This is a genomic window from Brevundimonas sp. (assembly GCF_032017145.1).
GTDB lineage: Bacteria > Pseudomonadota > Alphaproteobacteria > Caulobacterales > Caulobacteraceae > Brevundimonas.
Map to the genome: position 1 here is coordinate 25,842 of NZ_DALZQC010000002.1, position 24,023 is coordinate 49,864.

Here is a 24,023-nt window from a genome sequence, read left to right on the forward strand (position 1 = left end):
CGTCTCCGTTGTGGTCGTCGAGACCTCGCGGTGGTCGTTGTGACGAACCCTTGTACGTCCCGGTCAAAGGCGACCGAAGAAGGCTTTACGCTTGCCATGTCTGTCATTCCGGGGCCGAGCGCCGAAGACCCCGGAATCCAAAGGGGCGGTAAGCGTCTTTGGATCGCGCTCGAACAACGATCGCCTGGCTTCCGGGTTCGTCCTGCGGACGCCCGGAATGACGACAGAGGCGATCAGCGGTTCAGGGCGTCGCCGGCGACGACCCGGACGATCCGGGCCGAGGACGGCCGTCCCGCCATGCCGGCGTCGGCGTCGATGACGATCCGCAGCGTGCCCTGGACCAGAGTGACGCCGGGCCGGCCCTGATCGGACACCACCACACGCCGCACCCGCTCGACCTGGCCCCGCAGGTTGGAGGCGCGGGCCATGCGTACGATGGCGTCGCTGGCGGCCGAGACGGTTTCGGCCGCGACCTGTTCGGACCCCGGCTGGATGTCCACGTCGATCACGATCAGCCGGCCCATGGCCTGGCTGGCGCGATAGCTCTGACGCATGAAATAGTCGACCAACTGGGCCCCGGTCAGGGTCGCGCTGGCCAGCCCTTGGGCGTCCCCGACCCGCGACACCGGCGACCCCTGCGGCGCCGCGGTGGTGTACAGGGTCACGCCGCCGTCGGGCGTGACCCTCAACACCTGATCGCCATTGTCGTTGCGATAGATGATGTCGCCGCGCGGCGCGGGCGTGGGGCGCAGCACCCAGACCTCGGTCGACCGCTCGAACCGCAACAGGGCCCGCGAGCCCGAGGTGTCCAGGATGAAGGCCTGGCCATTGCCGCTGACGTAGCGGGCGGTGGGCGGCACGCTGCGACGGGTCTGGGCGTGACAGTCGGCGGGCAGGACGGCGGGCGCGGCCAGGCTGACGCCCATGGCCGCGAGGGCGACGACCGCCATCGCGGTCACGCGCGGCGACTTTTTCGCCCTGACCGTTCCCAACAACTTCATGACAGACTTGATGAAAGCGACGCGCGGCGGATTTTGGGCGAAGGCCGCCTCAACCGACCAGGTATTGACCGCCGTTCAGCGACAGGGTGCAGCCTGTGACATATCCGGCACGCTCGCCCACCAGCCAGGACACCATGTCGGCGATCTCCTCGCCCTTGCCCAGGCGACCGACGGGGATGTGGCTGATGATGCCTTCCAGCACCTTGGGGTCCATGGCCCCGACCATTTCTGTGTCGATATATCCCGGCGCGATACAGTTCACGGTCACGCCCTTCCTCGCATTCTCCAGCGCCAGGGCCTTGGTGAAGCCGATCATCCCGGCCTTGGCGGCGGAATAGTTGGTCTGGCCGATCTGGCCCTTCTGGCCGTTGATCGAGGAGATGTTGACGATGCGGCCGTGGCCCCGGTCGCGCATCCCGTTGATGACCTGGCGGGTCATGTTGAAGACGCTGTCCATGTTGACGCGGATCACGTCGGACCACTGGTCGTGGCTCATCTTGTGGAAGAAGCCGTCGCGGGTGATGCCGGCGTTGTTGACCAGGATGTCGATGGGGCCGAGTTGATCCTCGACCTCCTTCACCGCGCGGGCGCAGTCCTCGAAGCTGCCGACGTTGCCCTTGACCACCATGACGTCCAGCGCATCGGCGATGGCCTTGGCCGCCTCGTCGTTGCCGGAATAGCCGGCGGCCACCTTGAACCCGTCCTCATGCAGGCGCTGAACGATCGCCTTGCCGATGCCCCGGGTCCCGCCCGTCACGAAAGCCACGCGCGCCATGTCGTCTCCTGTCCCTTGCCGGCCCTTTGGAAAGCCTTGTCGGATTTCAGGATTAACGCCCAAGGCCGCGCGCGCAAGGCGAGAATCTGACGCAACGGAAGTTTCACGTCAGGCGGCCAGCTTCTCCATGTCGATGACGAAGCGATAGCGGACGTCCGACTTCTCCATCCGCTCATAGGCCGCGTTGATCTGATCCGGGGCGATGGTTTCGATGTCGCAGGCGATGCCGTGCTGGGCGCAGAAGTCCAGCATCTCCTGCGTTTCCCTGACGCCCCCGATCAGCGAACCCGCGATGCGGCGACGACGCCACAGCAGGGGAATGGCCAGGACCGGCAGGCCCTCGGTCGTCAGGCCCAGCATGACCATGGTCCCGTCGCGGGCCAGCAGTTGGATATGGCTGGCGATCTCGTGCGTGGCCGAGACGGTGTTGATGATCAGGTCGAACTTCTCGGCCGCCGCCTTCATCGCATCCTTGTCGGAGTTGATCAGGAAATGTCTGGCGCCCATCCGTTCGGCGTCGGCCTTCTTGCGGTCCGAGGTGGACAGGACGGTGACCTCAGCCCCCATGGCCGCAGCCAGCTTGACGGCCATGTGACCCAGGCCGCCCAGGCCGATCACCGCCACGTTGGAGCCCGGTCCGACGCCCCATTCCTTCAGCGGCGAATAGGTGGTGATGCCGGCGCAGAGCAGAGGCGCCGCTACGTCCAGCGCCAGGCTGTCGGGGATGGACAGGACGAAATGCTGATCGACCGTGATGTGGTCGGAATAGCCGCCCTGGGTGATCGTCTCGCGGGTCCCGCCCTTCTTGTCCTTGCCGCCGTATGTGCCGGTGAAGCCGGGTACGCAGTATTGCTCGACGCCTTCCTGGCACGAGGCGCATTCGCGGCAGCTGTCGACCATGCAGCCGACGCCGACCCGGTCGCCTTCCTTGAAGCGGGTGACATTGGCGCCCACCGCCTTGACCACGCCGGCGATCTCGTGACCCGGCACCAGCGGATAGGTGGATCGGCCGGTCTCGCTGCGGGCCGCGTGCAGGTCCGAATGGCAGACGCCGCAGTATTTGACGTCGATCAGCACATCGTCCGGGCCGGGATCGCGCCGCTCGAAGCTGTAGGGCGTCAGCGGCTTGTCGGCGGCGGTCGCGGCGAAGGCGCGGGTGGCGATCGGCATGGGGAGGTCCTTCAGGCTTTGGAGTGGCGGGGGCCTTTATGCGGCCCCGGCCGAACGGTCGAAAGACGGCTCGGCCTATTTCAGCTTGGCGATCAGCGTCTGAGCCGCGGCCGGGTTCCGCACCTTGGCCCCCGAGATGAAATAGGCGAAGACGTCGCCGCGTTTCGCCCAGGCCCTGGCCTGATCGGCCACGGCGTCCAGTTCCGTCGTGGTCATGCCGGTCGGCTCGTCCTCGCGGCTGGACATCAGACGGGCATAGGTGAAGTCGGCGGTCGCCTCGTCGATCTGCGGCCAGGTCGGCTCCTCGTCATCGACGGCATAGACGATGGCCGCGCCGTATTTGCGCGCCAGATCATAGAACTGTTCCGTGGCGAAGGTCGGGTTGCGAACCTCCAGCGCGTGACGCAGCCGCACACCATCCTTCTCCTTGGGCAACAGCTTCAGGAACCCCTCGAAATCCTCGGGATCGAACTTCTTGGCGCCCATAACGTGGGTGACTATTGTTTCACCCATGATATGAGCGATTATGTCCACGAAACCCAAGGCTTACGCCTACAGCCGAATCAGTTCGCGCGCCCAACTCAAGGGCGATGGTCTCCGGCGTCAGTTGGCGGCGGCGCTGGAATGGTCAGCTAATCATCCCGACGTGGACTTCGACCCAACCTTCCGAGACGAAGGCGTGTCGGCATTTCGTGGCGATCACCGCGACACCGGCAAACTAGGCGTCCTCTTGGGGATGATCGAAGCCGGGACCATCCGGCCGAACGATTACATTCTGATCGATGAATTCTCGCGCCTGACCCGTGAGGCCGAGACCGAGGCCCTGTATCTTCTGACGTCGATCACCCGGAGGAACGTCCGGGTCGTCACGCTGGTCGATGGCGAGGAATACCACGCCAAGAGCGAGGCCATCGATCTGATGCGGGCCTTGTTCACGATGTCGAACGCGCACCGCGAAAACAAAGAGCGTCAGCGCAAAGTCGCCGTCGCATGGTCTGAAAAGAAAAAGCGGGCGCGCGAGACCGGCGAGGTTCTGTCGAAGCGTGGACCGGCGTGGACCATCTACAACCCGACGACCAAGCGGTTCGATCTGGACCACGACAAAGCCGAAGTGATCCGGGGCATTTTCGCCGAATGTCTGGACGGCTTGGGGATCACCGCCATCGCCCAACGGCTGAACGCCAACAAGGTCGAACCCTTCGTCAAAGGCTCGGACGGCTGGCACCAAGGCTACGTCCTGACCATCCTCCGGTCGCCTTCGGTGATGGGGTTCTATCAACCGACCCTGACCAGCCAGCGGGCGCATCAACGGATGCTTCGCCAGCCTGACGGTGATCCGATCCCGAACTACTATCCGGCGTTCATTGACGAAGAGACCTTCGACAAGGCTCAGGCCATGATCGCCATGCGGAACAAGCGTGGTGGCGGCGCCGGTCGAAAGGGGAAGACCTTCCCGAACCTGATCATGGGAATGGGGAAATGTGAGGAATGCGGCGGGACGTTGGTCGTCGGCAATCACCCGAACTCGAAGAGGGTCAGGGCCTTCCGCTGCTATCAGGCCAATCGCAAACAGAACTGCGACAACCGCCAGACCTACCTTTGCGCCGACGTCGAAGAGCGGCTGACCGCCTTCCTCATGGTGGCGCGGATGGAAGAGGCCCAACCCCTCCCCGACCAAACGGACCTGACGAACAAGCTCGCGGCCAGACATTCGATCCAGATGAAGATCGACAACCTCAATGACACCATCGAGAACCGGGAACCGGGGGAAGACGTCAGTTCGACCAGAGCGCGGTTGAGCCTTCGCCAAGCCGAGGCGTCGAAAATAGACAAGGAAATCGAAGAGCTTCGGGCCACGCTCAAACACCAGACCCGGATGGTCGGTGTGGATGCAATCGAAGAGGCGGCGAAGTGGTTGGATAGCCTCGGCGACGACGAGACCGATGACCTCTACCGCAAGCGCGCCAAGGCCAACGCCATGCTTCTCGCGCTCTACGATACGATCATGCCGATAGACGGTGGCCTCTACGTTCTGTCGAACGGCAAGGGCTGGCTGATCAACGATGAAGTCTATGTCGAACTCGACGTGTCAGACAAACGACCAGTCACCCGCAAGGAACTGGAAATGACCTCGACGTGGGCGAAAGTGACGATGATCTGAGCCGCGTAGAACGCCCGCTGGAGCGTCAGGAAGGGTTGTTGGGTGCTACGGCGTCCGCGAGGTCACCAAGCTTGTCTGACGCCTTCTCAAGGGCTTCCACGGCCTGATCGCGTGTGTCCTCCAAAGTCCCCGATGCGCCGTTCGGGAGGGTGATGGTCAACTTGTCGAAACCCAACGACGTGACAACGATCACCGCGACCAGCGCGATCATCGCGAGGTTCTGGTTCGACAATAGCGGAAGGATGGTCGCAGCCACCGGCGTCGTCGGGACGAACATGGCGACCACCTGAACGACGTAGAGCGCGACGATCAACGCGCCGAACATGACCCCGGCGGTCGTAGAGGCTCGCTTGGGATCGCGGAGGAAGCACGTCGCCGCGTCCACGAAACGCTTGGACCATTTGGCGAACCATCGGCTGATTGATTTCAGCATCGGCCAGCCTCCCGAAGAAGCTCTTCGAAATGGCTCCATTCGATGGTGACCAGAGCATCCTTCCGGCGGTCCACCTTCGTCACCAAGATCGGTGTGACCGGCGTGGCTGATTTTGCCGCGTGGCGAGCCGCCTGATCCCATTGAGTGGCGACGGTCGCCTTGGCGCAACTCTTGACCTCCCAAGCGTATGGGATGGCCTTGCGGGCGGCTGGAGAGAGTTTGATGTCGGCGCCGGTGTCGCCCATCGTGGTCGAAACCACGTCGTCCGGTTCAAGGTGGGGGAAGAGCCGAAGAAGCTGGTCGCGGACCCATTGCTGGCCTCGGCGCCCTTTGCTCTTCGCGGCTTTGATGCTGATCGTCATGACCAGTATTTATCGACACGAAAAAGGCCCGCCGAAGCGGGCCTTCCTAGACATTTGAGAGCGGTTACACATCAACTTTCAAAGCCGCTTGATGCTATCGCTGCGACCTCCCCAACATACCGGGGAGAGGGTCAGGCGGTGATATATTTCAACGGCGCATGGCTCGGCCGATAGCGGCGACGTCCTTGATCAGATTGTCCGTGACGAATTTCGCGCTCCACACCGCGACTTCGGAAATCAGGGTGAAATCGCGACGTGAAAGACCACGATCAAAATGGTCTTGGAGTGAAGCGTTGAGGAACGGGACCATCGCGATCAGCTTCGCTTCGCGCTCATAAGCCGTCTGTGTGAAAGCCAGTTCGTAAGCGCTGGTCAGGTGGTCGCAGTTTTCAAACCGGACGGCTTTCGAAAATTTTAGAGCTAGACCCGCCTTCATCGGGTCTTTCGCCGTGATTGGCTGATCCGGCTTGACCCGATAGCCGATGACATAGGTCGCGATAGCACCAGATAGGGCGGCGGCTCTTGGATATCGCCGGGCGATCTCCAGCGCCTCATGTGGTTGAACTTCGTCGCCACGCGCCGTCGTCAGCGTTTTGAAATCGGCTTCCAAGGCCGCGTAATCAGCTTCTATCGTCATCATGCCCTCTCAACGCGAACCGCCGTATCATATGTCGTCCCGCCGCGCCGCCCATCCGTTCCCGCGTAGTCCTAGTTCTCTTTCCTTCGACTGGAGCAATTAGCTCCGCATCGACCGAAGGGAGAGGCGCTAGGCGCGTAGCGCTGAACCCGCCAGAGGCGCATTACGCCAGATCGCGATATGTCGATCTGTAGTAATTAGTTTTAGTGTCTTCAATTACTACAGATCGACAATTTCCTCGAAGTCGTCAGTCGCCCATTCGTCATCGAAACCGATGATGTCGCACCGCGATTGCAGGATGACATTCCCGCCGTGTTCATTTCCACGGCGGTCAGTCTTCGAGAACCGGGGCAGGACGCGAATGTCGTCGCCGAGGAAGAGGACCATCCGCGTGTCCTCTCCATCCAGCCGAACATGGACCATCTGGTCGTCGTAGTAGATCGTCCCGAACTCGGCCTTCTTCTCAGACAGAAGGCCGAGATATTCGTTCTGAGCCATGTTGGCTTGGAACTCGATCAGGCGCTCAAGGAAATCGGCCGAGAGCGGGAACCGGCGCTTGCCGTTGGCGTCGATGGTCCGCTTGAGCCAAGCCTTGAGGCCCTTGGCGTCCAAAAGGATCACGTTGGCCTTCCGGTCGAAGTTCTTCTTCTTCACGTTGACGTCGGGCTTGGTCCAGAACTCGACGGCCAGCCCGTATTCGCCAGACGTGACGTTCGAACACGTCGCCCAAGCCTATTCGGTGGACGTTGTTCCGAACGCCTTCACCATCGGAACCCAAACCTTCGCGACCAACGACAACACGATCTGGAATGGTCCGGCTCAACAAATCACCGGCATCAACCAGCCGATCACGCTCCGCTTCCAATCCTACGACCCGGCCGGTTCCATGGACGCTTTCGCGGTCCACATTTACCGGGACTATGGGGCCGGGTGGGTCCACCAAGGTTCCATCGATCCTCGGAGCGGAAATCCCTACGTCGATTTCGCCGTGAACAACGGGGACTCGATCCACTACGCCGTCAGCGGATCGACCAACTCTGGTCGGCGAGATTTCGCCTTCACGATGGTCATCTTCAATGGCTCCAGCGGCTGGACGCAATTGTCGAACCATCGCGTCACGACAACCGTGGACGCCGATAACAATTACAACGTCGTGGACGTGACCCCTGACGTCATCGGGAACTGGCCAGCAATCAGCGGTTCGGTGAACGAAAACGACTATACATGGTCCACCTCTTGGTATGGCGAACACTACGTCACGGGGATCAGCCAGAACATCACGGCTCGCTTCGAGGTCTACGACTACAGCGGCAACATGGACGCCATGATCTTGGACGTCTTCACCATGGCGCCGGGTGGATCGACTTGGGATCACCGAGGCTCATTCAACGGTCACGTCAACGGTTCGGATGGCTTGAGAAAGCTGGACGTCGTGGTGTCGAACGGGATGCGGATCGCCGTGAACCCTCGCGGGATTTCGAACTCGGGCGCCCGATCCTGTCTCTTCCGGCTGGTCGTCTGGAGCCTCGACGGCAACATGCAGTTCGCCAACTCGGTCCACCAACTGACCGTGGACGCCAACAATGATTGGAACATCGGCGGGGGCGTCGCGCCTCGCGATTGGAACGACATTTACGCCAGCTACTGGTCCACGAACGGGTCGTCTTCGACGCCGAACTGGCAAGACGGGAACACCCACACCATCGCCGGTCTTGGCGCTGGCCAGACCGCCACGATCACCCTGACGGGTTCGGCCAGCGGGTCAGCCATGGGGTTCGTTGAACTCTACAAGAACGGTGTGAACCAAGGGACGAAGCTCTACTCGCCGGAAGGCACTGAGAACGTCACGACCTACGCTGGCGTGACGGTCCAGAACGGTGACACGATCCGCTTCCGTGGTGGTGTGGGCGGGCGCAACGCCAGCCAGTGGGACACGCCTGTCAGTCAGGAAGTTTATCTGGCGGTGAACGTCTACGCCTCGCCGGGCGGTTTGCTCGATACCTTCGGGGTGAACGGTAGCTACACCGACCAGTGGAGTTCGGGCGGGGGCGGCGGGCCAATCGAGATTAGCTGATCCTGACTAAATATCGGATGACTGAAACCACTCACCCCGCCTCGAAAGAGAACAAACAAGACCACGCCGTCGAAGTCCGTTCGCAGATGACCGCCCTCAAAGCGGCGATCAACAGCCGCCCGGAAGCTTGGTTCGGTGGTCTCCCGGCATTCTATGAAGAGGTCATCCGCTTCATCGATCACAGGACCACGGAACTGGAGCGCGTCTTCGAGATCGCGCCGGTCGAAGGTGGTTCGGGAGAGTAACGACCATCTGGCCGTGATACGGTCGGCGAATGCCGATCACTCAGGAAAAGTTCGAAGAGGCTTTGGAGACGGCGCGGTCGCACCTCGCGAAGATGAAGCCGCACCTCCCGACCCAAGTCGCAGCCACCGACATCGGCGTCTGGTCCAAGGCTCCCTACAAAGCTTTGGTCGCCCGTGGCGGCTTGTTGTGGCGGTCTCAGGAACTCGGCGCTGACGCTATCCAAGCTTACGCGGACGGTCGGCTCGCCACCGCTTCGCTATTGACCCGCGCCGTCATCGAGACCGTGGCCATGCATTGGCGCTTGGGTGATCTGATCGTGAAACGGGGCGACATGAAGCCGAACGATCTGAGCGACCGTCTGACCGAAATGCTGGTCGGGTGGAAAAACGACCCGGAGTTCCCGGTCGCGCCGAACGTGCTGACGATGATCGGCCACCTTGAGAAATACGTCCCCGGCGTTCGGAACGGTTACGACCAACTGAGCGAGATCGCACACCCGAACTACGGGGGCGTCCACGGTCTCTACGCCGAGAACGACGAAGCGAATTTGCTGACGAACCTTGGACCGAACGTCCGCAAAACGACCCCGCGCCACTCTGTGTTGATGCTGGCCGCGACGCTCGGAATCCAGATCAACGCCGACGTCCAGTTCTCCGAAGCTGTCGTGGAATGGATCGCATCGTTGCCATCGATCGATGATCCGAGGCCAGACGACGAAACGTGGTGGGAGCCTAAAACGGTCGCTTAAGCGTCCAGCTTCGAGGCGTTCCAGAGACGGTCGCTGATCATCACTTCGATGGCGTCCACCATGCCCTTGCCGGTAACCCGAACCTTGTCAGCGTTCTCGCTACGGGCAACGGCCTTTGGACGGTCGCTCTCAGGATCGTTGAACTCTTGCTGATTATGGAGAGCGTCCGCGATCAGAAGGCTCAGTTCCATTAGTTTTGCCCTCAAGGGCGGCTCGATGAATATCCCGCGTTGGATGATCGTGTTGTGGAAATTGGCGCGGTCTTTGAACGCGATCCGAAGACGGTCCCGGTCGCACAGGTTCATGTAGAGCGTTTCGCGAGGGCGCCTCTCCAGCCGTCGAAGTTCGTCCTTTTCGTGATCGGCGAAACTGACTTCACCAAGGACGATTTCAAGTTCATCGGGAGACATGCGGCCGACGCCCGCGTAGCTCTGGAACGGCGAGACGACTGCGACCGCGCTCCCCATCATCGTTGTCAGCTTGTCCCAAACGAGCGGGAGGACTTCGAATTCATGCTGGTGGAGCTTCGTCGCTCGATCCAGCATACCGGCGATCTTCGCCCGAAGCCGTTCGATCTCTTGGGCTTGGACGTGTTTGAGGTTGTCCAACTGGCCTTGAAAACGGCGGGTCAGCCATTTGTCGATGTAGGTCTTCCCGAACCAGAGGATGGCCAGCCCGATAGGCGTGGCGAAGAACGTCGCCTTGCCAATCCACTCAAAGACCGCGTTCCAATCCATCGTCCCCTCCGACCGGGCGATCCGGCGATCAGCCTAAATACTCCGAACCCTCATTTGGAGAACTACTTTGATCGTCCACACACTCCCCGAAACCTACATCGCCAGCTACGGCGAGATCGCTGACTGGATCGACGCGCGCTTCCCTGAAAGCGCCCCCGAAGGCCGCTACGTCCGCCACATCAACACGCGCCTCGATCATCCTGACTTCGAGAAACGCGATCTGGAAGCGTGGGTCGAAAGTCCGCTGATCCGCCCGGAGATTCTGGTCGATATCCCGCAGGACTACGGCTTCAACCCGTCGTTCTACCAAGGCTCGCTCCACGTCCCGTTCCATGTCGTCTTTGCGGACGATCAGGCGGACGTCGCGGCCGAGTTTGAGGCGGCGTTCTTGGGCTAAACCCGGCAAAACGTCGGGTCCAAATAAATAGGGGAACACCTCGCTCAAAGGATTTTCCCCTATGGCCTACTCCAACCTCTCGGCCGCGCAGAAACAAGCTCGCGCAACCGCTCTGAACTCCGCAATCGGCGCCAACGCGACGATCAAAATCTACACCGGCGCCCAACCGGCTGGTCCTGACTCGGCTGTCACCGGGACGCTTCTGGCGACCCTGACTTGTGGTTCGGGTGGCTTCGGCACCGCAGCCGCTGGCGTCATCACCGCAGCCGCTATTACGCAAGCAAACGCCGTCGCTTCGGGGACCGCTGGCTACGCTCGCATCGCCACTTCCGGCGGGACGGCGATCATGGACGTGGACGTTGGCACGGCCTCGGCTTCGGTTATCATGAACACCACGGCCATCGTGTCGGGTGGTCCGGTTCAGATCACCAGCCTGACGATCTCGGAAGTCGCCTACTCGGCCTAAGCCGCGTTCGACTGACCAAGCTTTGAGAGCCGCCCTCCGGGGCGGCTTTCGTTGTTCTGGGGTAAATATGGGATGGCTACGACCGCATTCCTTCCCAATCCCGTCCTCTTCGTTTGCTCGGCCTCCACGATTTATTCCGTCGCTCGCGAGGGGACCGGCACTGAGGTCTTCGAGAACCAATATCCTTGGGTCGGCCAATACCTCGGCGGGGGGCGCCATGAGGTCAATCAGGTTTTCGCTCAGTTCGACCTATCGTCCATCCCGGTAGATGCGACCATTACCGGCGCCGTCATGCGCGTCACCCTTGGCGAGAGCTACGGCACGTTCGCTATGGAGGTCCGTTCGTCCGCTGTCCTTGGGCCGTTCATCCCCGGCTCAGAACTCGGATCGCGGACGCAACTCGGCTCCTATTTGGTCACCGGCGCATTTGTCGGAACGACTAACATTCCGCTTTCGAATGTCACCCGCGCCAATCTGGAGCGCGTAGTTTTCGCGTCGGCTCCGCAAAGAACCGGAACGCCGACAACCAACGACGACACCGCCCGGCTCGATAGCGTTGAGCTTGAAGTCACGTTTACGCCGCGAGCGTCGAACAAATCGTTGGTCGTCACCGCGACCGGTGCTGGAACGTGGACGCCGACTTTCACCGGTTGGGTCTACGGCGAAGTGTGGGGTGGTGGTGGCGTGTCACGCACCGCGCGCGGTGGCGGTGGGGCTTATTCCGCTGGATGGTTCCCGGTCACGGCGGGCGTCCCGGTTGCCTACTATGTCGCGGAGCGCCAGTTCGGTGGTCTCCAGAATGGCAACTATCCCAACATCGTCGGCCAAGACAGTTGGGTCGAAAGCCAGACCACTATCCTCGCCAAAGGCGCCAACGTCGTAACAGGCGGTCAAGCCGCCGCTGGTTTTGGTGAGGTTCGTTTCTCCGGCGGCTCCGGCGTCAGTCAGGGTGGCGGGGCTTCCGCTTCACCCTATGGCAACGGTGAGAACGGATCATATCCGACGCTAGGGGGGAGCACTTACGAAGCTGGTGGATCGTCACCCCAAGCAGGCGTTGGCGCGCTCTACCCTGATCAAGGCGGACCATTGGGTCGGTTCGCAGAAAGCCACGTCGATGGAGGCGGTGGCGGCTCTGACTATGACCAGTATGGCGTTCCCGGCGAACCGGGCGGTGGTGCGGGCGAACAACTGACGTTCGGGGATCGACTGACTTCGCGCGGTCAGGCTCGGTTCTCTTGGTATGAAGCCGACCCGCCCAACGGTTCTGGAACCGTCTCGCTCGGTTCGCCTCGCGTCCAATCCACTTCGACTTTCACCCAACCGGCTCGCCAAGGGGCGGGGACGATCTCGCTCGCTCGCAAGGTGGCCGCGACGGTCGTGTCTGTGGTTCCGATCAACGCAGTCGCTGGAGTGTCGCTTCGTTCGCCTCTGCCCTCCGGGTTGTCCAATTTCACCAATCCCCCATCGGGCGCGGGCGTCACCGGCGTCACAGGTTGGAAAACACCCGGCTCGCTCCAGTCCCTAGTGGATGGCAATCGTTCGTGGACGCCATTGACGCCCGCAAACCTCGCTTCGGTGGATGGGACGATTGTGCGCGCGACCGGCATCAACTCGACCGCGATCACGCACGTTCTGCGATCCAATAATTTCGGCTTTTCGACTTCCGACATTCCGGCCGGGGCAACCATCACCGGTGTTGAGGTCGAGATCGTCCGTCGCCGTTCGTTCGGCTCTGGTGTTCCAAACGCGCGCCACGCCCGCCTGTCTCTCAACGACACCGGAGGTTTGGGCGACCAGATCGGGACCAACAATTCGACCGACGTTGAATGGACGAACTCTTTCACGACCGCCCCTTATGGCGGGGCGGCCGACATGTGGGGCGTCGCGCTCACGCCTGAACTGATCAAGAACCCGAACTTCGGGTTCGACTACGGCCTTCAAGGCACCGCCGCGTCGATGGACGCGGCAATCGATCAACTTCGGATGCGGGTCCACTACACCGCACCGGGTGGTCTCTGGGCCATCGGTGTGGTCTCGCTTAAAGGGCCGTCCACCTCCGCTTCGGCTGGCCAGAACATTCAAGCCCTCGCCACCGTGTCCCTGACGGCTCCGAAGGCTGAACTCCAATCTTTCCACGGCCCGTCGTTCAGCGGTGCGATCCAACTCGGCTCGCCATCTGTCCAAGGTTCTGGTTCTCACACTCGCGTCGGCTCCGGCGTCGTCACCCTGACGTCACCGGCGGTTAGTGCGTCATCGGCGCATGGCGTCGAAGGATCGTCCGCGATCTCGCTTCCGTCTCCGGCAACGTCGGCGACCGGCTCCTATACTCGCGTCGGCTCTGGCGTCGTGAACCTGACGGCTCCGGTCGCCTCGGCTGACGGTCAACACAAGGTGGGCGCCCAAGGTCTGGTGACGCTCGGATCGCCGTCCGCCATCGCCTACGCCAACCGTGGCGCGCTCTCTTCTTCCACGATCACCCTGACGGCTCCGGCCGCTTCGGGGACGGTCTCCCATGCGACTGGAGCGTCAGCCGCCATCGTCATGTCGAACCCTTCGACGGACGGTCAGGCTGGCCACGGTGTGGACGCATCTGGTTCGGTCTTCCTGACCGTTCCAATCGCGGCGGCTGACGCTCAACATTCCATCGCCGCATCCTCGGCCGCATCGCTCCCGGCTCCGGCCGTTGTGGTCGATGCTGACCATGGCGTCGCTGGCGACGGTGCGATCTCGATCTCCGCTCCCAAGGCTGACGCCCAAGGATCGCAAATCACAGGCGCCTATTCCGCGATCAGGTTCGCTCCGACCGTCGATGGATCGTCGGTCCATGGTGTGGCCGCGTCGTTGGCCATTCCTCTGGCTCAACCGTCCGTCACCGCTTCTGGATCACTCCAACCTCAAGGCGTCGGCCAGATCGTCCTTGGAGCGTCCAAGGTGGCCGGTGTCATGAGCCAAGGCGGGTTCGCCCGCGTAACGCTCAAGGGGCCGTCTGTGGACGCTCTGGGCGGCCATGGGACGTCCGTCCACGGGATTGTCACCCTGACCGCTCCAAGCGCGTCTGGAGGGGCCGCAGCGGGCGCCACGGGTCAAGGCAACGCCGACCTTGTGTCGCCGGGCGTCAACGCTCTGGCGAAGCGTGGAACGGCATCCAGCGCCGCGATCCCGCTGGCCATGCGTGTCATGGGCGATCTGGTCCACTCCATCGCCGCTGGAGGCATCGTCTCCCTGACGGTCTCAACCAATGGTCTGGCTGATCATGGCGTCGCCGGTGAAGGGGCGATCTCGCTCACGGCTCCGGCCGTCACCGGATCGTTGGAGCCGGGTCTGGTCCACGGTTCGGGGATGGTCTCGCTCGGCGGTGTGGCGGTCGATGGCTCGATCTTCATCGACCTCTCGACCATCTACGCCCAAGGCGCGGTGATGCTCGGATCGCCGTCCGCGAAGGGTCGCGCTCTGACGCTTCCGACCCACGGTCAGCGGACGGTCCTGATCGCCGGTGAACAGCGTGTCGTTGCGCCGCCGAATGAGCCTCGCAGCCTAAATATCGGAAACGAATTGCGCGTGATCACGGTCGCGCCGGAGTGACCGATGGCTGAAAAATTCCCGACCCGCGATCCACGCGATCTTTCTGACTACCTCTTCGACTGGACGGACTTTTTGACCGACCAAGCCAACGGTGATGTCGCCGTCATCGAGACGGCCACCGTCGAGATCGTGGACGGCGACGGTTCGCTCGAAATGACCGGAACGCTGGTCGGTCCTCACTCGGTCGTGGCCGATCTTGAAGGCGGGACGGTCGGCAAGACCTACACGCTGGCTTGCGAAGTGACGCTGGTGGACGGCCGTCGCTTCAACCGCTCGGCCAAGGTCTCGGTGAAAGACCTGTAATGGACGACACCTCCGAACGTCTGGTTCGCGTTGAGACAAAACTCGACGCGCTGATCACGCTCAACGACACCCGGATCACCATGATCGAAAAGAAGGTGGACGAAGTTGAGAAGGCGGCGGCTGACCGCACTCGCCACGAAAAAGCAAACTACGACCAGAAGCTGATCGCGGTCGCGGCAACGGCCGAAACTCGCTCGGCCGGTCTTGAGAAAGACGTCGAGAAAATCAACGGCCACATCACCAAGCTAGTCTGGCTGATCGTGGTGGCGGTGATGGGAGCGGTCCTCGGGATGGTCCTGATCAAACCCGGCCAATCGTCCAACCCACAAGCTCAACTGACGGTCCCGGCCGTGATCCAGCAACACGTCCCGGCGCCGGTCCAGAACCATCCCCCGGAGGCTTCGAAGTGATCGGCCTTCTGACCAACCGTTACGTCCTCGCTGGCGCTGCGATCCTTGTGATCATCGGCGGCGGCATGTTCTGGCTGAAGAGCCATGAACAGACGATCCGCGCCAACGTCGTGGCCGAGTATCAGCCGAAGATCGACCAGCTTGAGGAAGCCGTCGAACAAGCCGAGGGCAACCTTCGCTTCGAGCGTGAACAAGCGTCCAAGAACAGCCGGGCGGCTCAAGGCTACGCCACCGAACGGACCATCATCTATCGCGAGACCGCAGCCGCTGACGCGGTGATCCAGCGCGACATTGCATCCGGGGAGCTTCCGAACCCGGCGATCAGTCCGGTGAAAGTCGCGACCATCGACGCCATCGAAGCGATGCTGGACGCCGAGGCTAACTAGATGATGAAGCCCATCATCACCCTGACCTTGATCCTGACCGCGCTCGGCCTTGGCGCTTGTGGAACTACGCGGACGGTCACCGAGACCGTCTATGTGGCGGTCCAGATCGATCCGTCGTTTTTCGATCCGAACATTTGCCAGTGGCCTCGCAAAGCCGACTACATCGTCAATGGCACCGAGGCGGAAGCGTCCAGCTATGATCTCGCTGGTTTCGCCGCGTGGCGTTGCGAACGCGCTGGTCGTCTGGGCGCCGGGGAGCGCCAGCGCGAGATCATCCGAGACGTCGAGAAGCGCTGACCTCTCACACTTTCCCGGTCTGGCAACCAGAATCCGGTGAAATAAATCCAGCCAGAAATGGGTGACAGATCGGGGATCGGCCTCATGATTTGACTGTGGCCAAAGAGGTCACGGCAACAACGGAGCATCACTTGAGCAACATCGTCAGCCTCGCCGATTTCTCGCTGGCTAACTATAGGATGGAGACTTCCCATCGCGTCGCTTCTGCTGAAATCATGGCCGGTCACTGTCTTGACCAGATGGCGGCGATGGTCGCTGGCTCGGTCAAGCTCATGATCACGTCGCCGCCTTACCTGAACATCGGCATGGAATACGGCGACACCTTCGAGAGCGTGGACGCCTACGTTGATTTCACCCGCGCCTATATCGAAGCCGCCGCGAAAACGCTGGCGGACGATGGCGCGATGTGGATCAACATCGGCCACCACAAAGCGTCTGAACGCTCGCGCATCCCTCTGACATACTACCTTTGGCCGGTGTTCCGCGACTGTGGCTTGACCATGATCCAAGAGGTGATTTGGGACCGTCAACGCCACGTCGCCACGCTGTCGCGGTTCTCCACCCGTTCTGAACGGTGGGTGTGGCTTGTGAAAAACCCGAAGAGCTACACCTTCAACCTCGACCAAGTTCGCCAGACGACGCGACAGGACGATCCACGAAATCATCCCCTTGGCGCCAATCCCTCTGACGTCTGGAGCTACGCTCCGCTCCAAGGCGAAGCCAAACGCGGTCACGCCTGTCCCTATCCTCAAGCCATGATCGAGCGGATCGTTCTGGCGTGTTCCAACGCGGGCGATACGGTCATGGACCCGTTCGCTGGCTCTGGCACGACCGGAGCGGCGGCGCTCGCCCACGGCCGAAAAGCCGTCTTGATCGAGCGTGATCCGAAATCGCTTAAAATCATGGCCGACCGCTGGCCGACCGTCCTCGCAGCCTGAATATTCAGCGGGCAAATATTCAAGACAGAAATGAGCGTCGCCCGATCCCGCTCGCCACCTGACCTGATCAACCTCCAACTAGACAATTTATTTTCGTCGGATTCCTGAATAACCGCGTCGAACTGTATTTCGCGAGGACACAGACGCTCGCCTGACGCTCAGGTGGGTATTAGTGAGGATTCAGGCTGCGATCCGTGAGTATTTCGAAAGCGCTCGCATCCGGCTTACCGGCCGAGGGCTTGTAATCCTTCATGTTTTCGAAGATTATAAGTCCATCGGAAACGGACATTGGAGACGCGATGAACTGAACATCTGAATGAAGGAGACCTTTCAACCATGACCAACGAAACCCTCGACTACCTCAACCGCATCAAGGCTCTCGAAGCCCGCGTTGAACAACTGACCACCCGCGCCATCAAAGCCGAACGGCGTGTGGCTGAACTCGAAGCGAAACCCGCCAAGAAGGCGAGGAAGGCATGAGCGTTCAGGCCATCACCGCGCTTCTCGAAAAATATGACCGGCGGGTCGCCATTGGCGACAAGACCATCGCGGACATTCTCGCCGTCCTCATGTCGGACTGGAGCCTCGATGGCTTGGACAAAATCCATTCCATCGTCCGCGTTCACCACCGCCAAATTCTGAAAGGGGACGAATGATGCGCGTCCTGATCCTCGAAGACGAACCCCTGATCAGCATGGCCATGACCATGATCCTCGAAGAGGCTGGCCACCGTGTCACGACCGCCGAGACCGCCGAGGGCGCCGAAGCGATCAACCGGGTCGATCCCCATGATCTGGCGATCTGCGACTACAACCTCGGCAAAGGTCGCCGGGATGGTGTGGACGCGGCTCTGGCCATGACCCGCGACAATCCCAAGACCCGGATCATCTTCCAATCCGCCTACAGGGATCAGGTCAGCCTTGGCCGGATGGTCTCGGCCATGCCGGAAGCGATCCTCTCCAAACCGTTGGACGAAGCCAAGCTCTTGCGAGCGGTCGTCGGCCACCCTCTGTCGGAGGTCGCGTGATGAAACTCTTGGAAGAGGTCACCAAGCTTCAGGTTGAGATCGATGATCACCTTGATTGGCTGATCACCGACTACCAACGGGTCCAACTGGAGAACGCGGAACTTCGGGGCAAACTGGCCACGGCGCTCGCTCGCAACATCGTCCGCGACTTGTTGGTCTCGGAGCGCGGCGCATGAGGCAAATCATCCCCGCCGACCGGCTGGCCATCGCCATCGCCAAGAGCCGGTCGTGGAGGGGCGTGTGTCGCTACCTCTACCTCCGGCCCTCGGCCCGGACCCGCAACACCCTGATCGAGGCGGCTGATCGCCATGGTCTGGACCACACACACTTCCGCACGTCGGCCAACGCCGGGACGACGACACGCGGCCTGATCATCGGGGACTGACCATGTGCGAACGGACAACCGTCGAAGATATCATGAAGGCCATGTCTGACGAAGTTCAGCGGCGGGAGAGCGAGCGTCGGTCGATGATCGCCAAGGAAGCTTGGAAGAAGCGCAAGGCTAAGCCGCGAGCGGCGACGCCGGTGAAGGGACAATCGAAATGATCATCATCCTGACGGCGCTGGCCTTGGCCGGAGCGCCACAAGAACGCCCCTACCAACACACGGCTCAATGTCTGGCCGAGGTTGCGGCGATGACCTACGAAACCATGGACATGGCTGATCCCGTGATGGTCGCGGCGGCTATCGCCAAGACCGACCGCCTGATCGCTTCACACCAAGATAACCTGAACGCTCAGGCTGGATTGGACGCGGCCAATGCTGCGCTGGTCGCCTCGTTGCGCGTGGAGGAAGCGGCCGGGAAACTCCCGCCCGGATCGGCCGACCTGACGGCTGAACAGCATCGCCAACACCGGCTGATGACCGGGATCAAAGATCGCCAGATCGTCGCCGAGGCTCCCCATTGCCAATGGCCGACCGAGGCGAACGAACACTGACGCGACTGTATCGGGAGCCTCGCTCGCGTCAGGTCTGAGCCGGGTCGCTCCCGACCGTTTTGGCTCAGAATAAATATTGGCGGCGGATCGTTGCACCGATCCAGTCGGGCCATCGGACGTGAGTGTGACGAAAGCTCTTCCCCGATGGTCCGCGCCTGACTTTCCTAAATATGGGATGGCCAGCCTATCCCAACGCTCTCTGGACGCTCTCAAGGGTGTCCACCCCAACATGGTCCGCGTCGTCAAACGCGCGATCTCGATCACCACCCAAGACTTCCTAGTGACCGAAGGCGTCCGCACCCCGGAGCGCCAGCGCCAGCTTTACGCTCAAGGTCGCACGGCGCCGGGGAAGAAAGTGTCGTGGACCCTCAAGTCGAACCACTTCATCCAAGCGTCTGGCTACGGCCACGCGGTCGATCTGTGTCCCTATCCGGTGGATTGGAACGACCTCACCAAGTTCGCCAAGATCGTGGACGCCATGAAGCGCGCCGCTCTCATGGAAGGTGTTCGGATCACCGCCGGGGCCGATTGGTCCACGCCTGACCGGCCACACTTCGAACTGGCCTAGATATCGATGGTCTCGTTGGGGCCGGGCGCATAAGCGCGAAGCCTCATTCGACCGCCACAATGAAGCGCCGGGCATTTCGCCGACTTCCCCCACGGACTGAATTCCCGGCCTTTGACCCGGATGATCTTTTCAGGGTCGGCGCGGGTGGCGAAGCGGCATCGGCTACAATGAAGTGTCAGGCTCCAGCCCCGGCGAGCCATGTCGTGGATCGTCGGAGCGTGACCCATCCAGTTCTCGCGGGTCCATAATCGATATCGGGGATTGAAGCCCATCGCTCGGCCATAACCGATTCCCTCAAGCCTATGTTCCACATTTGTTCTCATGCCTGTGGAGATCGCGGGATCGCAGGGGATAGGGTTGAACAATAGTAAGACATGTCATGAACTGCCAGTTGATCGGCCCCAGCTTGTCGCCCAGCCCGCTCAGGCCCTGCGACAGAAAACGGTCGAAGCTCTCGGCCCCGTCGGACAGCACCTTGCGATTGGTGCAGTAGCGGCTGGCCTTGACCGAGAAGACGAAACCGGCGGGCGTCTCGTCGCGCCACTTCCTCCAGCTGTCGGGCTTGAACGTCGAATAATAGGTGCCGTTGATCTCGATCGAGGTCAGTTTCGACGCCGCATATTCCAGCTCGCGCTTCTGCACCAACCCCTCGGGATAGAAGACTCCGCGCCACGGCTCGAACGTCCAGCCGCCGATGCCGACATGGATGGGATGGGTCATGGGTGGTCGCCTTCGTCGCTGGATCCGTAAGGGTCGCCCTGCCAATCTTCGTGTCCGTGCCGAACCCGCTGGATGAGGACGCCGTCCGGTTCCTGATCATAGATGATCACGTGGGCTTTGAAGACAAACACCCGAACCGGCGGGGCATACTCCAAACGCAACCGCGCAATGGTCGGCGTCGCGGCAAGGCGACGAAACAGAGCGTCCAGATCGTCCTGATATCGGTCGGCCTGTCGCGGACCGAATTGGTCGTGGCCCTGAATATAGATGGCGACGAGATCCTCGCTCGCCTCCTTCGAGAGCCGATAGCCGCTCATCCCGCCTTACGCCGCGCGGTTATGCGAGAAAGAGCTTCGGCGCGAATGTCGGCCATGGTCATGTCGCTGATCCCGCTTGCCCGGCCCTCGTCGATCAGCCTTTGCATATGCGCGATCTTCTCGGCCTTGATCTGTTCGCGGCGGATCAGGTCGCGCACCACGTCGGACGTGTTGGCGTAGCGGCCGGATCTGGCCTGTTCCTCGACCCAGGCCTTCATCGGATCGGGCAGGGAGATGTTCATTGTCGCCATGGTCGGCCTCCTGACGACAGGAGTTGGCGCTTTGGCAATCCTTGTCAAGTTTGGTCTGGCGATATAGGCTGGCGTCGCGATCCGGCTTGGATAGGATGACGGCATGATCGCCGCCCTTCTTTTGATCGCCGCGCTTCAGTCCGACAGGGGCGGCTTGCAGACCCTGACGCGCGTCGAGGATCGCGCCTGCACCGGCGACGGGGCCTGGTGCGTGGCCTTGGCGGGGGGTGTGCAGGATGGCGAGCCGGTGGTGCGACCCGTCCTGCGCCGGGCCGACGAGGCGACCGCCATAGCCAAGCCCGAGAACAGCGCGGTCGAGAGCTTTCAGCCGTGGCTCGGCCTGATCCGCCTGCCCGACGGCGGCGCCCTGGCCGGGGTGCGGGTGGAGACCCAAAGCATGTATTCGGGCGGCGGCGGCCAGGCGACGGCGTTGCGGCTTTATCGGCTGGATGCCCATGGCGATGCGGCGTCGACGCCGGTCCTGTCCGTGCCGCTCCAGGCTTCGCTGACGATCCGGGCCTGTTTCGGCGAGGAGGACATGGCGCAGAGGGCGGGCGCCTGCCACGACGAGTACAACTTCGAGGGCGTGCTGACCGTCGAGGCGGCGGGCGAGGCCCTGCCCGTGCTGACCTATGCGACCACCGCGACTGCCTATCCGCGCGGCGCCTCGCGATCCGAGGACTCGCTGGAGAAGCCGCCGCTGAAGCCCGCCGACCTGGTCACCGCGCGCGATCCGAAATGCAGTTTCACGCGCCGGTTCACGTTTGACGCCGCTGCCGGCGAATACCGCCCGGATCGCAAACTGCCCGACTGTTCGGACTACACCACGCCCTAATAGGCGAAGTCGGCGTAGATGCGTTTGACGTCACCCTGCCAGGCGCCGTGATACAGGTCCAGCAGGCGTTCGGCCGGGGTGATCCCGCTGTCGGCGATGTCTTCCAGTTCCGACAGATAGCCGCGCTCGTCCACCATGCCGCCCGAGAATTTGGCGCGGTTCTTCAGCCCCTGTTTGGCGATGGCGACCAGATCGACGGCGATGTCGCGCACGCTGCGGCCCGCGACCTCGGCCTTCAGGCCCAGGCGCGTCACGTCGCGGCGCAGGCGCTCGTGATCGGCGATGTCCCAGTCCTTGACCAGGTCCCAGGCGGCGGCCAGCGAAGGCGCGTCGTACAGAACCCCTGCCCACAGGGCGGGCAGGGCGCAGATGCGGCTCCACGGCCCGCCGTCGGCGCCGCGCATTTCCAGATAGGCTTTCAGCCGCACCTCGGGGAAGAGGGTGGTCAGATGGTCGTTCCAGTCCTTGATCGTGGGGAACTGACCGGGCAAGGCAGGCAGTTTGCCGGCCTGGAAATCGCGGAACGACTGGCCCGAGGCGTCGACGTAATGGCCGTCGCGTTTGGCGAAATACATCGGCGTGTCCAGCGCATAGTCGGCATAGCGCTCGAAGCCGAAACCGTCCTCGTAAACAAAGCCCAGCATCCCGGTGCGGTCGGCGTCGGTGTCGGTCCACACATTGGCGCGGGCCGACAGGAAGCCGTTGGGGCGGCCCTCGGTGAAGGGCGAACAGGCGAACAGGGCCGTGGCGATGGGCTGCAGCGCCAGGGAGGTGCGGAACTTCAGCACCATGTCGGCCTCGGAATCGAAGTCCAGGTTCGCCTGGATGGTGCAGGTGCGCAGCATCATGTCCAGGCCCAGGGTCCCGACCTTGGGCATATAGGCGCGCATGATGTCATAGCGGCCCTTGGGCATGACCGGCACCTGTTCGCGGGTCCACAGGGGGTCGAAACCGGCGCCCAGGAAGCCGACGCCGATCTGGTCGGCCACCTGCTTGACCTCCATCAGATGCTGGCCGGTCTCGTTGCAGATGTCGTGGATGGTCAGCAGCGGGGCGCCCGACAGCTCCAGCTGGCCGCCCGGCTCCAGGCTGACGGACGCGGTGAAGCCTTCGGCGTTCTTGCGTTCCAGGCCGATCAGGACGCCGTTCTCCTCGACCCGCGACCAGCCGAACCGCCGAAGCCCCTCCAGCATGGCCTTGATGCCGCCCTCGCCCTCATAGGCCGGGCGCGCCAGGGTGATCTTGTCGAAGCCGAACTTTTCGTGCTCGGCGCCGATGCGCCATTGATCCTTGGGCTTGGCGCCCTTGGACATGGCCTCGATCAGGGCGTTGCGGCTCAGCGGCGCGTTCTCGGTCATGCGTCAGTCCCCTGCGGCGCGCCGTACGCGACCGTCTGTCGCGGCTAGATGGGCAAGATTGCGGCGCGGCTCAAGAGTATCCGTTACACTTATCGTTCCCAATCGCCGACCGCGGCCTGCCACAGAGTCATGGCGGCGATGGCGGCGGTGTCGGCGCGCAGGATGCGCGGGCCCAGAGAAACGGCGGTGGTGAAGGGCAGGGACCGCAGGCGTTCGCCCTCTTCCGGCGAGAACCCGCCCTCTGGCCCGATCAGGATCGACCACGGCCCTTCGCCTGCATTCCGCAGGGCCGATACCGCAGGCGCGCCGCCGGTTTCGTCACAGAACATCAGGCGGCGCCCGTCCTCCCAGCCGTTCAGCACAGCATCCAGCCTGACCGGATCATCGACGGCGGGAACATCCAGACGCCCGGTCTGTTCGGCGGCTTCCTCGGCGATGGCGTCCAGCCGGTCCAGACGGATGCGGTCCGCGTTGGTGCGTTGGGTCAGGACCAGCCGGACGCGCCGCACGCCCAACTCGGCGGCCTTTTCCACGATAGTCTCGACGCGTGTCTTCTTCACCACGGCGACGATCAGCTCCAGATCAGGGCCATAGGTCTGGGCCCGCACCTGTTCCTCGGCGCGCAGGATGACGCCCTTCTTCAGCACCTCGGCGACCGAGGCGCGCCATTCGCCGTCGCGGCCGTTGAAGACCAACAGCTCGTCCCCGGCCTTCAGCCGCATGACCTGGGTCAGATAGCGGGACTGGTCCAGCGTGGGCGCGACGGGGGCGGCGGGCGCCAGGGCGCCCTGAACATGCAGACGGATCATGGCGCGTGCATATCGCGGTTTAGGGGGGTGAACCAATCCCTGACGGCGGCTTGAGGCGGGATGGAACGTCGCCCTTC

General features: G+C 62.4%; 33 protein-coding genes and 2 pseudogenes. 21 read left to right on the forward strand and 14 right to left on the reverse strand.

Annotation, left to right across the window (positions count from 1 at the left end):
- Nucleotides 1–233 precede the first annotated feature (233 nt).
- The 4 genes and pseudogenes from RTU05_RS00575 to RTU05_RS00590 all read right to left on the reverse strand — a co-directional run.
- A complete protein-coding gene (locus tag RTU05_RS00575; protein WP_312594805.1) occupies nucleotides 234–950 on the reverse strand; it encodes a DUF4908 domain-containing protein in 717 nt (238 codons plus the stop codon).
- Between the two features lie 100 nt (nucleotides 951–1,050).
- Entirely contained in the window at nucleotides 1,051–1,776 is a 726-nt protein-coding gene (phbB, locus tag RTU05_RS00580; RefSeq protein ID WP_312594806.1) for an acetoacetyl-CoA reductase, read from the reverse strand.
- 108 nt (nucleotides 1,777–1,884) lie between these two features.
- On the reverse strand, nucleotides 1,885–2,946 hold the full coding sequence (locus RTU05_RS00585) for an NAD(P)-dependent alcohol dehydrogenase (RefSeq protein WP_312594808.1): 1,062 nt from the start codon (nucleotides 2,944–2,946) through the stop codon (nucleotides 1,885–1,887).
- A 75-nt stretch (nucleotides 2,947–3,021) separates the two neighbouring features.
- A pseudogene (locus RTU05_RS00590) lies at nucleotides 3,022–3,432 on the reverse strand (DUF72 domain-containing protein); the annotation flags it as partial.
- A 40-nt stretch (nucleotides 3,433–3,472) separates the two neighbouring features.
- On the opposite strand from RTU05_RS00590, the gene RTU05_RS00595 reads away from it, so the two are divergent.
- Nucleotides 3,473–5,107, forward strand: coding sequence for a recombinase family protein (locus tag RTU05_RS00595; protein ID WP_312594809.1), 1,635 nt, complete (start codon nucleotides 3,473–3,475; stop codon nucleotides 5,105–5,107).
- A gap of 25 nt (nucleotides 5,108–5,132) precedes the next feature.
- Here RTU05_RS00595 and RTU05_RS00600 read toward each other — a convergent pair whose 3' ends face one another.
- The 4 genes from RTU05_RS00600 to RTU05_RS00615 form a co-directional block, all read right to left on the reverse strand.
- Nucleotides 5,133–5,540 (reverse strand): hypothetical protein, encoded by a 408-nt coding sequence (locus RTU05_RS00600; protein ID WP_312594811.1) that lies wholly within the window; start codon nucleotides 5,538–5,540, stop codon nucleotides 5,133–5,135.
- Complete coding sequence (locus tag RTU05_RS00605) at nucleotides 5,534–5,902, reverse strand: hypothetical protein (protein ID WP_312594813.1); 369 nt, start codon at nucleotides 5,900–5,902, stop codon at nucleotides 5,534–5,536. The genes RTU05_RS00600 and RTU05_RS00605 overlap by 7 nt, the downstream gene beginning before the upstream one ends.
- A 148-nt stretch (nucleotides 5,903–6,050) precedes the next feature.
- Nucleotides 6,051–6,542, reverse strand: coding sequence for a hypothetical protein (locus RTU05_RS00610; RefSeq protein ID WP_312594815.1), 492 nt, complete (start codon nucleotides 6,540–6,542; stop codon nucleotides 6,051–6,053).
- 216 nt (nucleotides 6,543–6,758) lie between these two features.
- Nucleotides 6,759–7,193, reverse strand: a complete 435-nt coding sequence (locus RTU05_RS00615) for a hypothetical protein (RefSeq protein ID WP_312594817.1) — start codon at nucleotides 7,191–7,193, stop codon at nucleotides 6,759–6,761.
- A 52-nt stretch (nucleotides 7,194–7,245) separates the two neighbouring features.
- On the opposite strand from RTU05_RS00615, the gene RTU05_RS00620 reads away from it, so the two are divergent.
- From RTU05_RS00620 to RTU05_RS00630, 3 genes are all read left to right on the forward strand, one after another.
- Nucleotides 7,246–8,613, forward strand: a complete 1,368-nt coding sequence (locus RTU05_RS00620; RefSeq protein ID WP_312594819.1) for a hypothetical protein — start codon at nucleotides 7,246–7,248, stop codon at nucleotides 8,611–8,613.
- A gap of 86 nt (nucleotides 8,614–8,699) precedes the next feature.
- Entirely contained in the window at nucleotides 8,700–8,858 is a 159-nt protein-coding gene (locus tag RTU05_RS00625; protein ID WP_312594821.1) for a hypothetical protein, read from the forward strand.
- A gap of 29 nt (nucleotides 8,859–8,887) precedes the next feature.
- Entirely contained in the window at nucleotides 8,888–9,607 is a 720-nt protein-coding gene (locus RTU05_RS00630) for a hypothetical protein (protein WP_312594822.1), read from the forward strand.
- Here RTU05_RS00630 and RTU05_RS00635 read toward each other — a convergent pair.
- On the reverse strand, nucleotides 9,604–10,344 hold the full coding sequence (locus RTU05_RS00635) for a hypothetical protein (RefSeq protein ID WP_312594824.1): 741 nt from the start codon (nucleotides 10,342–10,344) through the stop codon (nucleotides 9,604–9,606). The two genes, RTU05_RS00630 and RTU05_RS00635, sit on opposite strands and share 4 nt — an antisense overlap.
- Before the next feature lie 67 nt (nucleotides 10,345–10,411).
- Here RTU05_RS00635 and RTU05_RS00640 point away from each other — a divergent pair, with 67 nt between their 5' ends.
- The 16 genes from RTU05_RS00640 to RTU05_RS00715 all read left to right on the forward strand — a co-directional run bounded on the left by RTU05_RS00640 (nucleotide 10,412) and on the right by RTU05_RS00715 (nucleotide 19,656).
- A complete protein-coding gene (locus RTU05_RS00640; RefSeq protein ID WP_312594826.1) occupies nucleotides 10,412–10,741 on the forward strand; it encodes a hypothetical protein in 330 nt (109 codons plus the stop codon).
- A 61-nt stretch (nucleotides 10,742–10,802) separates the two neighbouring features.
- Nucleotides 10,803–11,207, forward strand: a complete 405-nt coding sequence (locus tag RTU05_RS00645; protein WP_312594828.1) for a hypothetical protein — start codon at nucleotides 10,803–10,805, stop codon at nucleotides 11,205–11,207.
- A gap of 72 nt (nucleotides 11,208–11,279) precedes the next feature.
- Nucleotides 11,280–14,789, forward strand: a complete 3,510-nt coding sequence (locus RTU05_RS00650; RefSeq protein WP_312594830.1) for a hypothetical protein — start codon at nucleotides 11,280–11,282, stop codon at nucleotides 14,787–14,789.
- 3 nt (nucleotides 14,790–14,792) lie between these two features.
- A complete protein-coding gene (locus tag RTU05_RS00655; RefSeq protein WP_312594831.1) occupies nucleotides 14,793–15,092 on the forward strand; it encodes a hypothetical protein in 300 nt (99 codons plus the stop codon).
- Entirely contained in the window at nucleotides 15,092–15,502 is a 411-nt protein-coding gene (locus RTU05_RS00660; protein WP_312594832.1) for a hypothetical protein, read from the forward strand. The genes RTU05_RS00655 and RTU05_RS00660 overlap by 1 nt, the downstream gene beginning before the upstream one ends.
- Nucleotides 15,499–15,888 carry a hypothetical protein gene (locus RTU05_RS00665; protein WP_312594833.1) on the forward strand — a complete coding sequence of 130 codons (390 nt, stop codon included), beginning with the start codon at nucleotides 15,499–15,501 and terminating at the stop codon, nucleotides 15,886–15,888. Before RTU05_RS00660 ends, RTU05_RS00665 begins: the two co-directional genes overlap by 4 nt.
- On the forward strand, nucleotides 15,889–16,185 hold the full coding sequence (locus RTU05_RS00670) for a hypothetical protein (RefSeq protein ID WP_312594834.1): 297 nt from the start codon (nucleotides 15,889–15,891) through the stop codon (nucleotides 16,183–16,185).
- A gap of 131 nt (nucleotides 16,186–16,316) precedes the next feature.
- The gene (locus RTU05_RS00675) at nucleotides 16,317–17,123 is read left to right on the forward strand and encodes a site-specific DNA-methyltransferase (RefSeq protein WP_312594836.1); all 807 of its coding nucleotides are present in this window, start codon (nucleotides 16,317–16,319) and stop codon (nucleotides 17,121–17,123) included.
- 336 nt (nucleotides 17,124–17,459) lie between these two features.
- Nucleotides 17,460–17,603, forward strand: coding sequence for a hypothetical protein (locus tag RTU05_RS00680; protein WP_312594838.1), 144 nt, complete (start codon nucleotides 17,460–17,462; stop codon nucleotides 17,601–17,603).
- Nucleotides 17,600–17,779, forward strand: coding sequence for a hypothetical protein (locus RTU05_RS00685; protein ID WP_312594840.1), 180 nt, complete (start codon nucleotides 17,600–17,602; stop codon nucleotides 17,777–17,779). The genes RTU05_RS00680 and RTU05_RS00685 overlap by 4 nt, the downstream gene beginning before the upstream one ends.
- Nucleotides 17,779–18,150 carry a response regulator gene (locus tag RTU05_RS00690; protein ID WP_312594841.1) on the forward strand — a complete coding sequence of 124 codons (372 nt, stop codon included), beginning with the start codon at nucleotides 17,779–17,781 and terminating at the stop codon, nucleotides 18,148–18,150. Before RTU05_RS00685 ends, RTU05_RS00690 begins: the two co-directional genes overlap by 1 nt.
- Nucleotides 18,150–18,326: a hypothetical protein gene (locus RTU05_RS00695; protein ID WP_312594843.1), complete on the forward strand. Its 177-nt coding sequence runs from the start codon at nucleotides 18,150–18,152 to the stop codon at nucleotides 18,324–18,326. Before RTU05_RS00690 ends, RTU05_RS00695 begins: the two co-directional genes overlap by 1 nt.
- Complete coding sequence (locus tag RTU05_RS00700; protein ID WP_312594845.1) at nucleotides 18,323–18,535, forward strand: hypothetical protein; 213 nt, start codon at nucleotides 18,323–18,325, stop codon at nucleotides 18,533–18,535. Before RTU05_RS00695 ends, RTU05_RS00700 begins: the two co-directional genes overlap by 4 nt.
- 32 nt (nucleotides 18,536–18,567) lie before the next feature.
- Nucleotides 18,568–18,696: a hypothetical protein gene (locus RTU05_RS00705; protein ID WP_312594847.1), complete on the forward strand. Its 129-nt coding sequence runs from the start codon at nucleotides 18,568–18,570 to the stop codon at nucleotides 18,694–18,696.
- Nucleotides 18,693–19,088 carry a hypothetical protein gene (locus RTU05_RS00710; protein ID WP_312594849.1) on the forward strand — a complete coding sequence of 132 codons (396 nt, stop codon included), beginning with the start codon at nucleotides 18,693–18,695 and terminating at the stop codon, nucleotides 19,086–19,088. Before RTU05_RS00705 ends, RTU05_RS00710 begins: the two co-directional genes overlap by 4 nt.
- 229 nt (nucleotides 19,089–19,317) lie before the next feature.
- Nucleotides 19,318–19,656: a M15 family metallopeptidase gene (locus RTU05_RS00715; protein ID WP_312594851.1), complete on the forward strand. Its 339-nt coding sequence runs from the start codon at nucleotides 19,318–19,320 to the stop codon at nucleotides 19,654–19,656.
- Nucleotides 19,657–20,034: 378 nt separating this feature from the next.
- Here RTU05_RS00715 and RTU05_RS00720 read toward each other — a convergent pair.
- From RTU05_RS00720 to RTU05_RS00730, 3 genes and pseudogenes are all read right to left on the reverse strand, one after another.
- A pseudogene (locus tag RTU05_RS00720) lies at nucleotides 20,035–20,376 on the reverse strand (DUF72 domain-containing protein); the annotation flags it as partial.
- Nucleotides 20,373–20,693 carry a type II toxin-antitoxin system RelE/ParE family toxin gene (locus tag RTU05_RS00725; protein ID WP_312082175.1) on the reverse strand — a complete coding sequence of 107 codons (321 nt, stop codon included), beginning with the start codon at nucleotides 20,691–20,693 and terminating at the stop codon, nucleotides 20,373–20,375. The pseudogene RTU05_RS00720 and the gene RTU05_RS00725, both read right to left, overlap by 4 nt.
- Nucleotides 20,690–20,944: a type II toxin-antitoxin system ParD family antitoxin gene (locus tag RTU05_RS00730; RefSeq protein WP_312594853.1), complete on the reverse strand. Its 255-nt coding sequence runs from the start codon at nucleotides 20,942–20,944 to the stop codon at nucleotides 20,690–20,692. Before RTU05_RS00730 ends, RTU05_RS00725 begins: the two co-directional genes overlap by 4 nt.
- Before the next feature lie 103 nt (nucleotides 20,945–21,047).
- Between RTU05_RS00730 and RTU05_RS00735 the strand changes: the two genes are divergently transcribed.
- A complete protein-coding gene (locus RTU05_RS00735; protein ID WP_312594855.1) occupies nucleotides 21,048–21,779 on the forward strand; it encodes a hypothetical protein in 732 nt (243 codons plus the stop codon).
- Here RTU05_RS00735 and RTU05_RS00740 read toward each other — a convergent pair.
- Together RTU05_RS00740 and RTU05_RS00745 are read right to left on the reverse strand one after the other, a co-directional pair.
- Nucleotides 21,776–23,137 carry a glutamate--cysteine ligase gene (locus RTU05_RS00740; RefSeq protein ID WP_312594857.1) on the reverse strand — a complete coding sequence of 454 codons (1,362 nt, stop codon included), beginning with the start codon at nucleotides 23,135–23,137 and terminating at the stop codon, nucleotides 21,776–21,778. The two genes, RTU05_RS00735 and RTU05_RS00740, sit on opposite strands and share 4 nt — an antisense overlap.
- 89 nt (nucleotides 23,138–23,226) lie before the next feature.
- Nucleotides 23,227–23,946, reverse strand: coding sequence for a 16S rRNA (uracil(1498)-N(3))-methyltransferase (locus RTU05_RS00745; RefSeq protein ID WP_312594859.1), 720 nt, complete (start codon nucleotides 23,944–23,946; stop codon nucleotides 23,227–23,229).
- Between the last annotated feature and the right edge of the window lie 77 nt (nucleotides 23,947–24,023).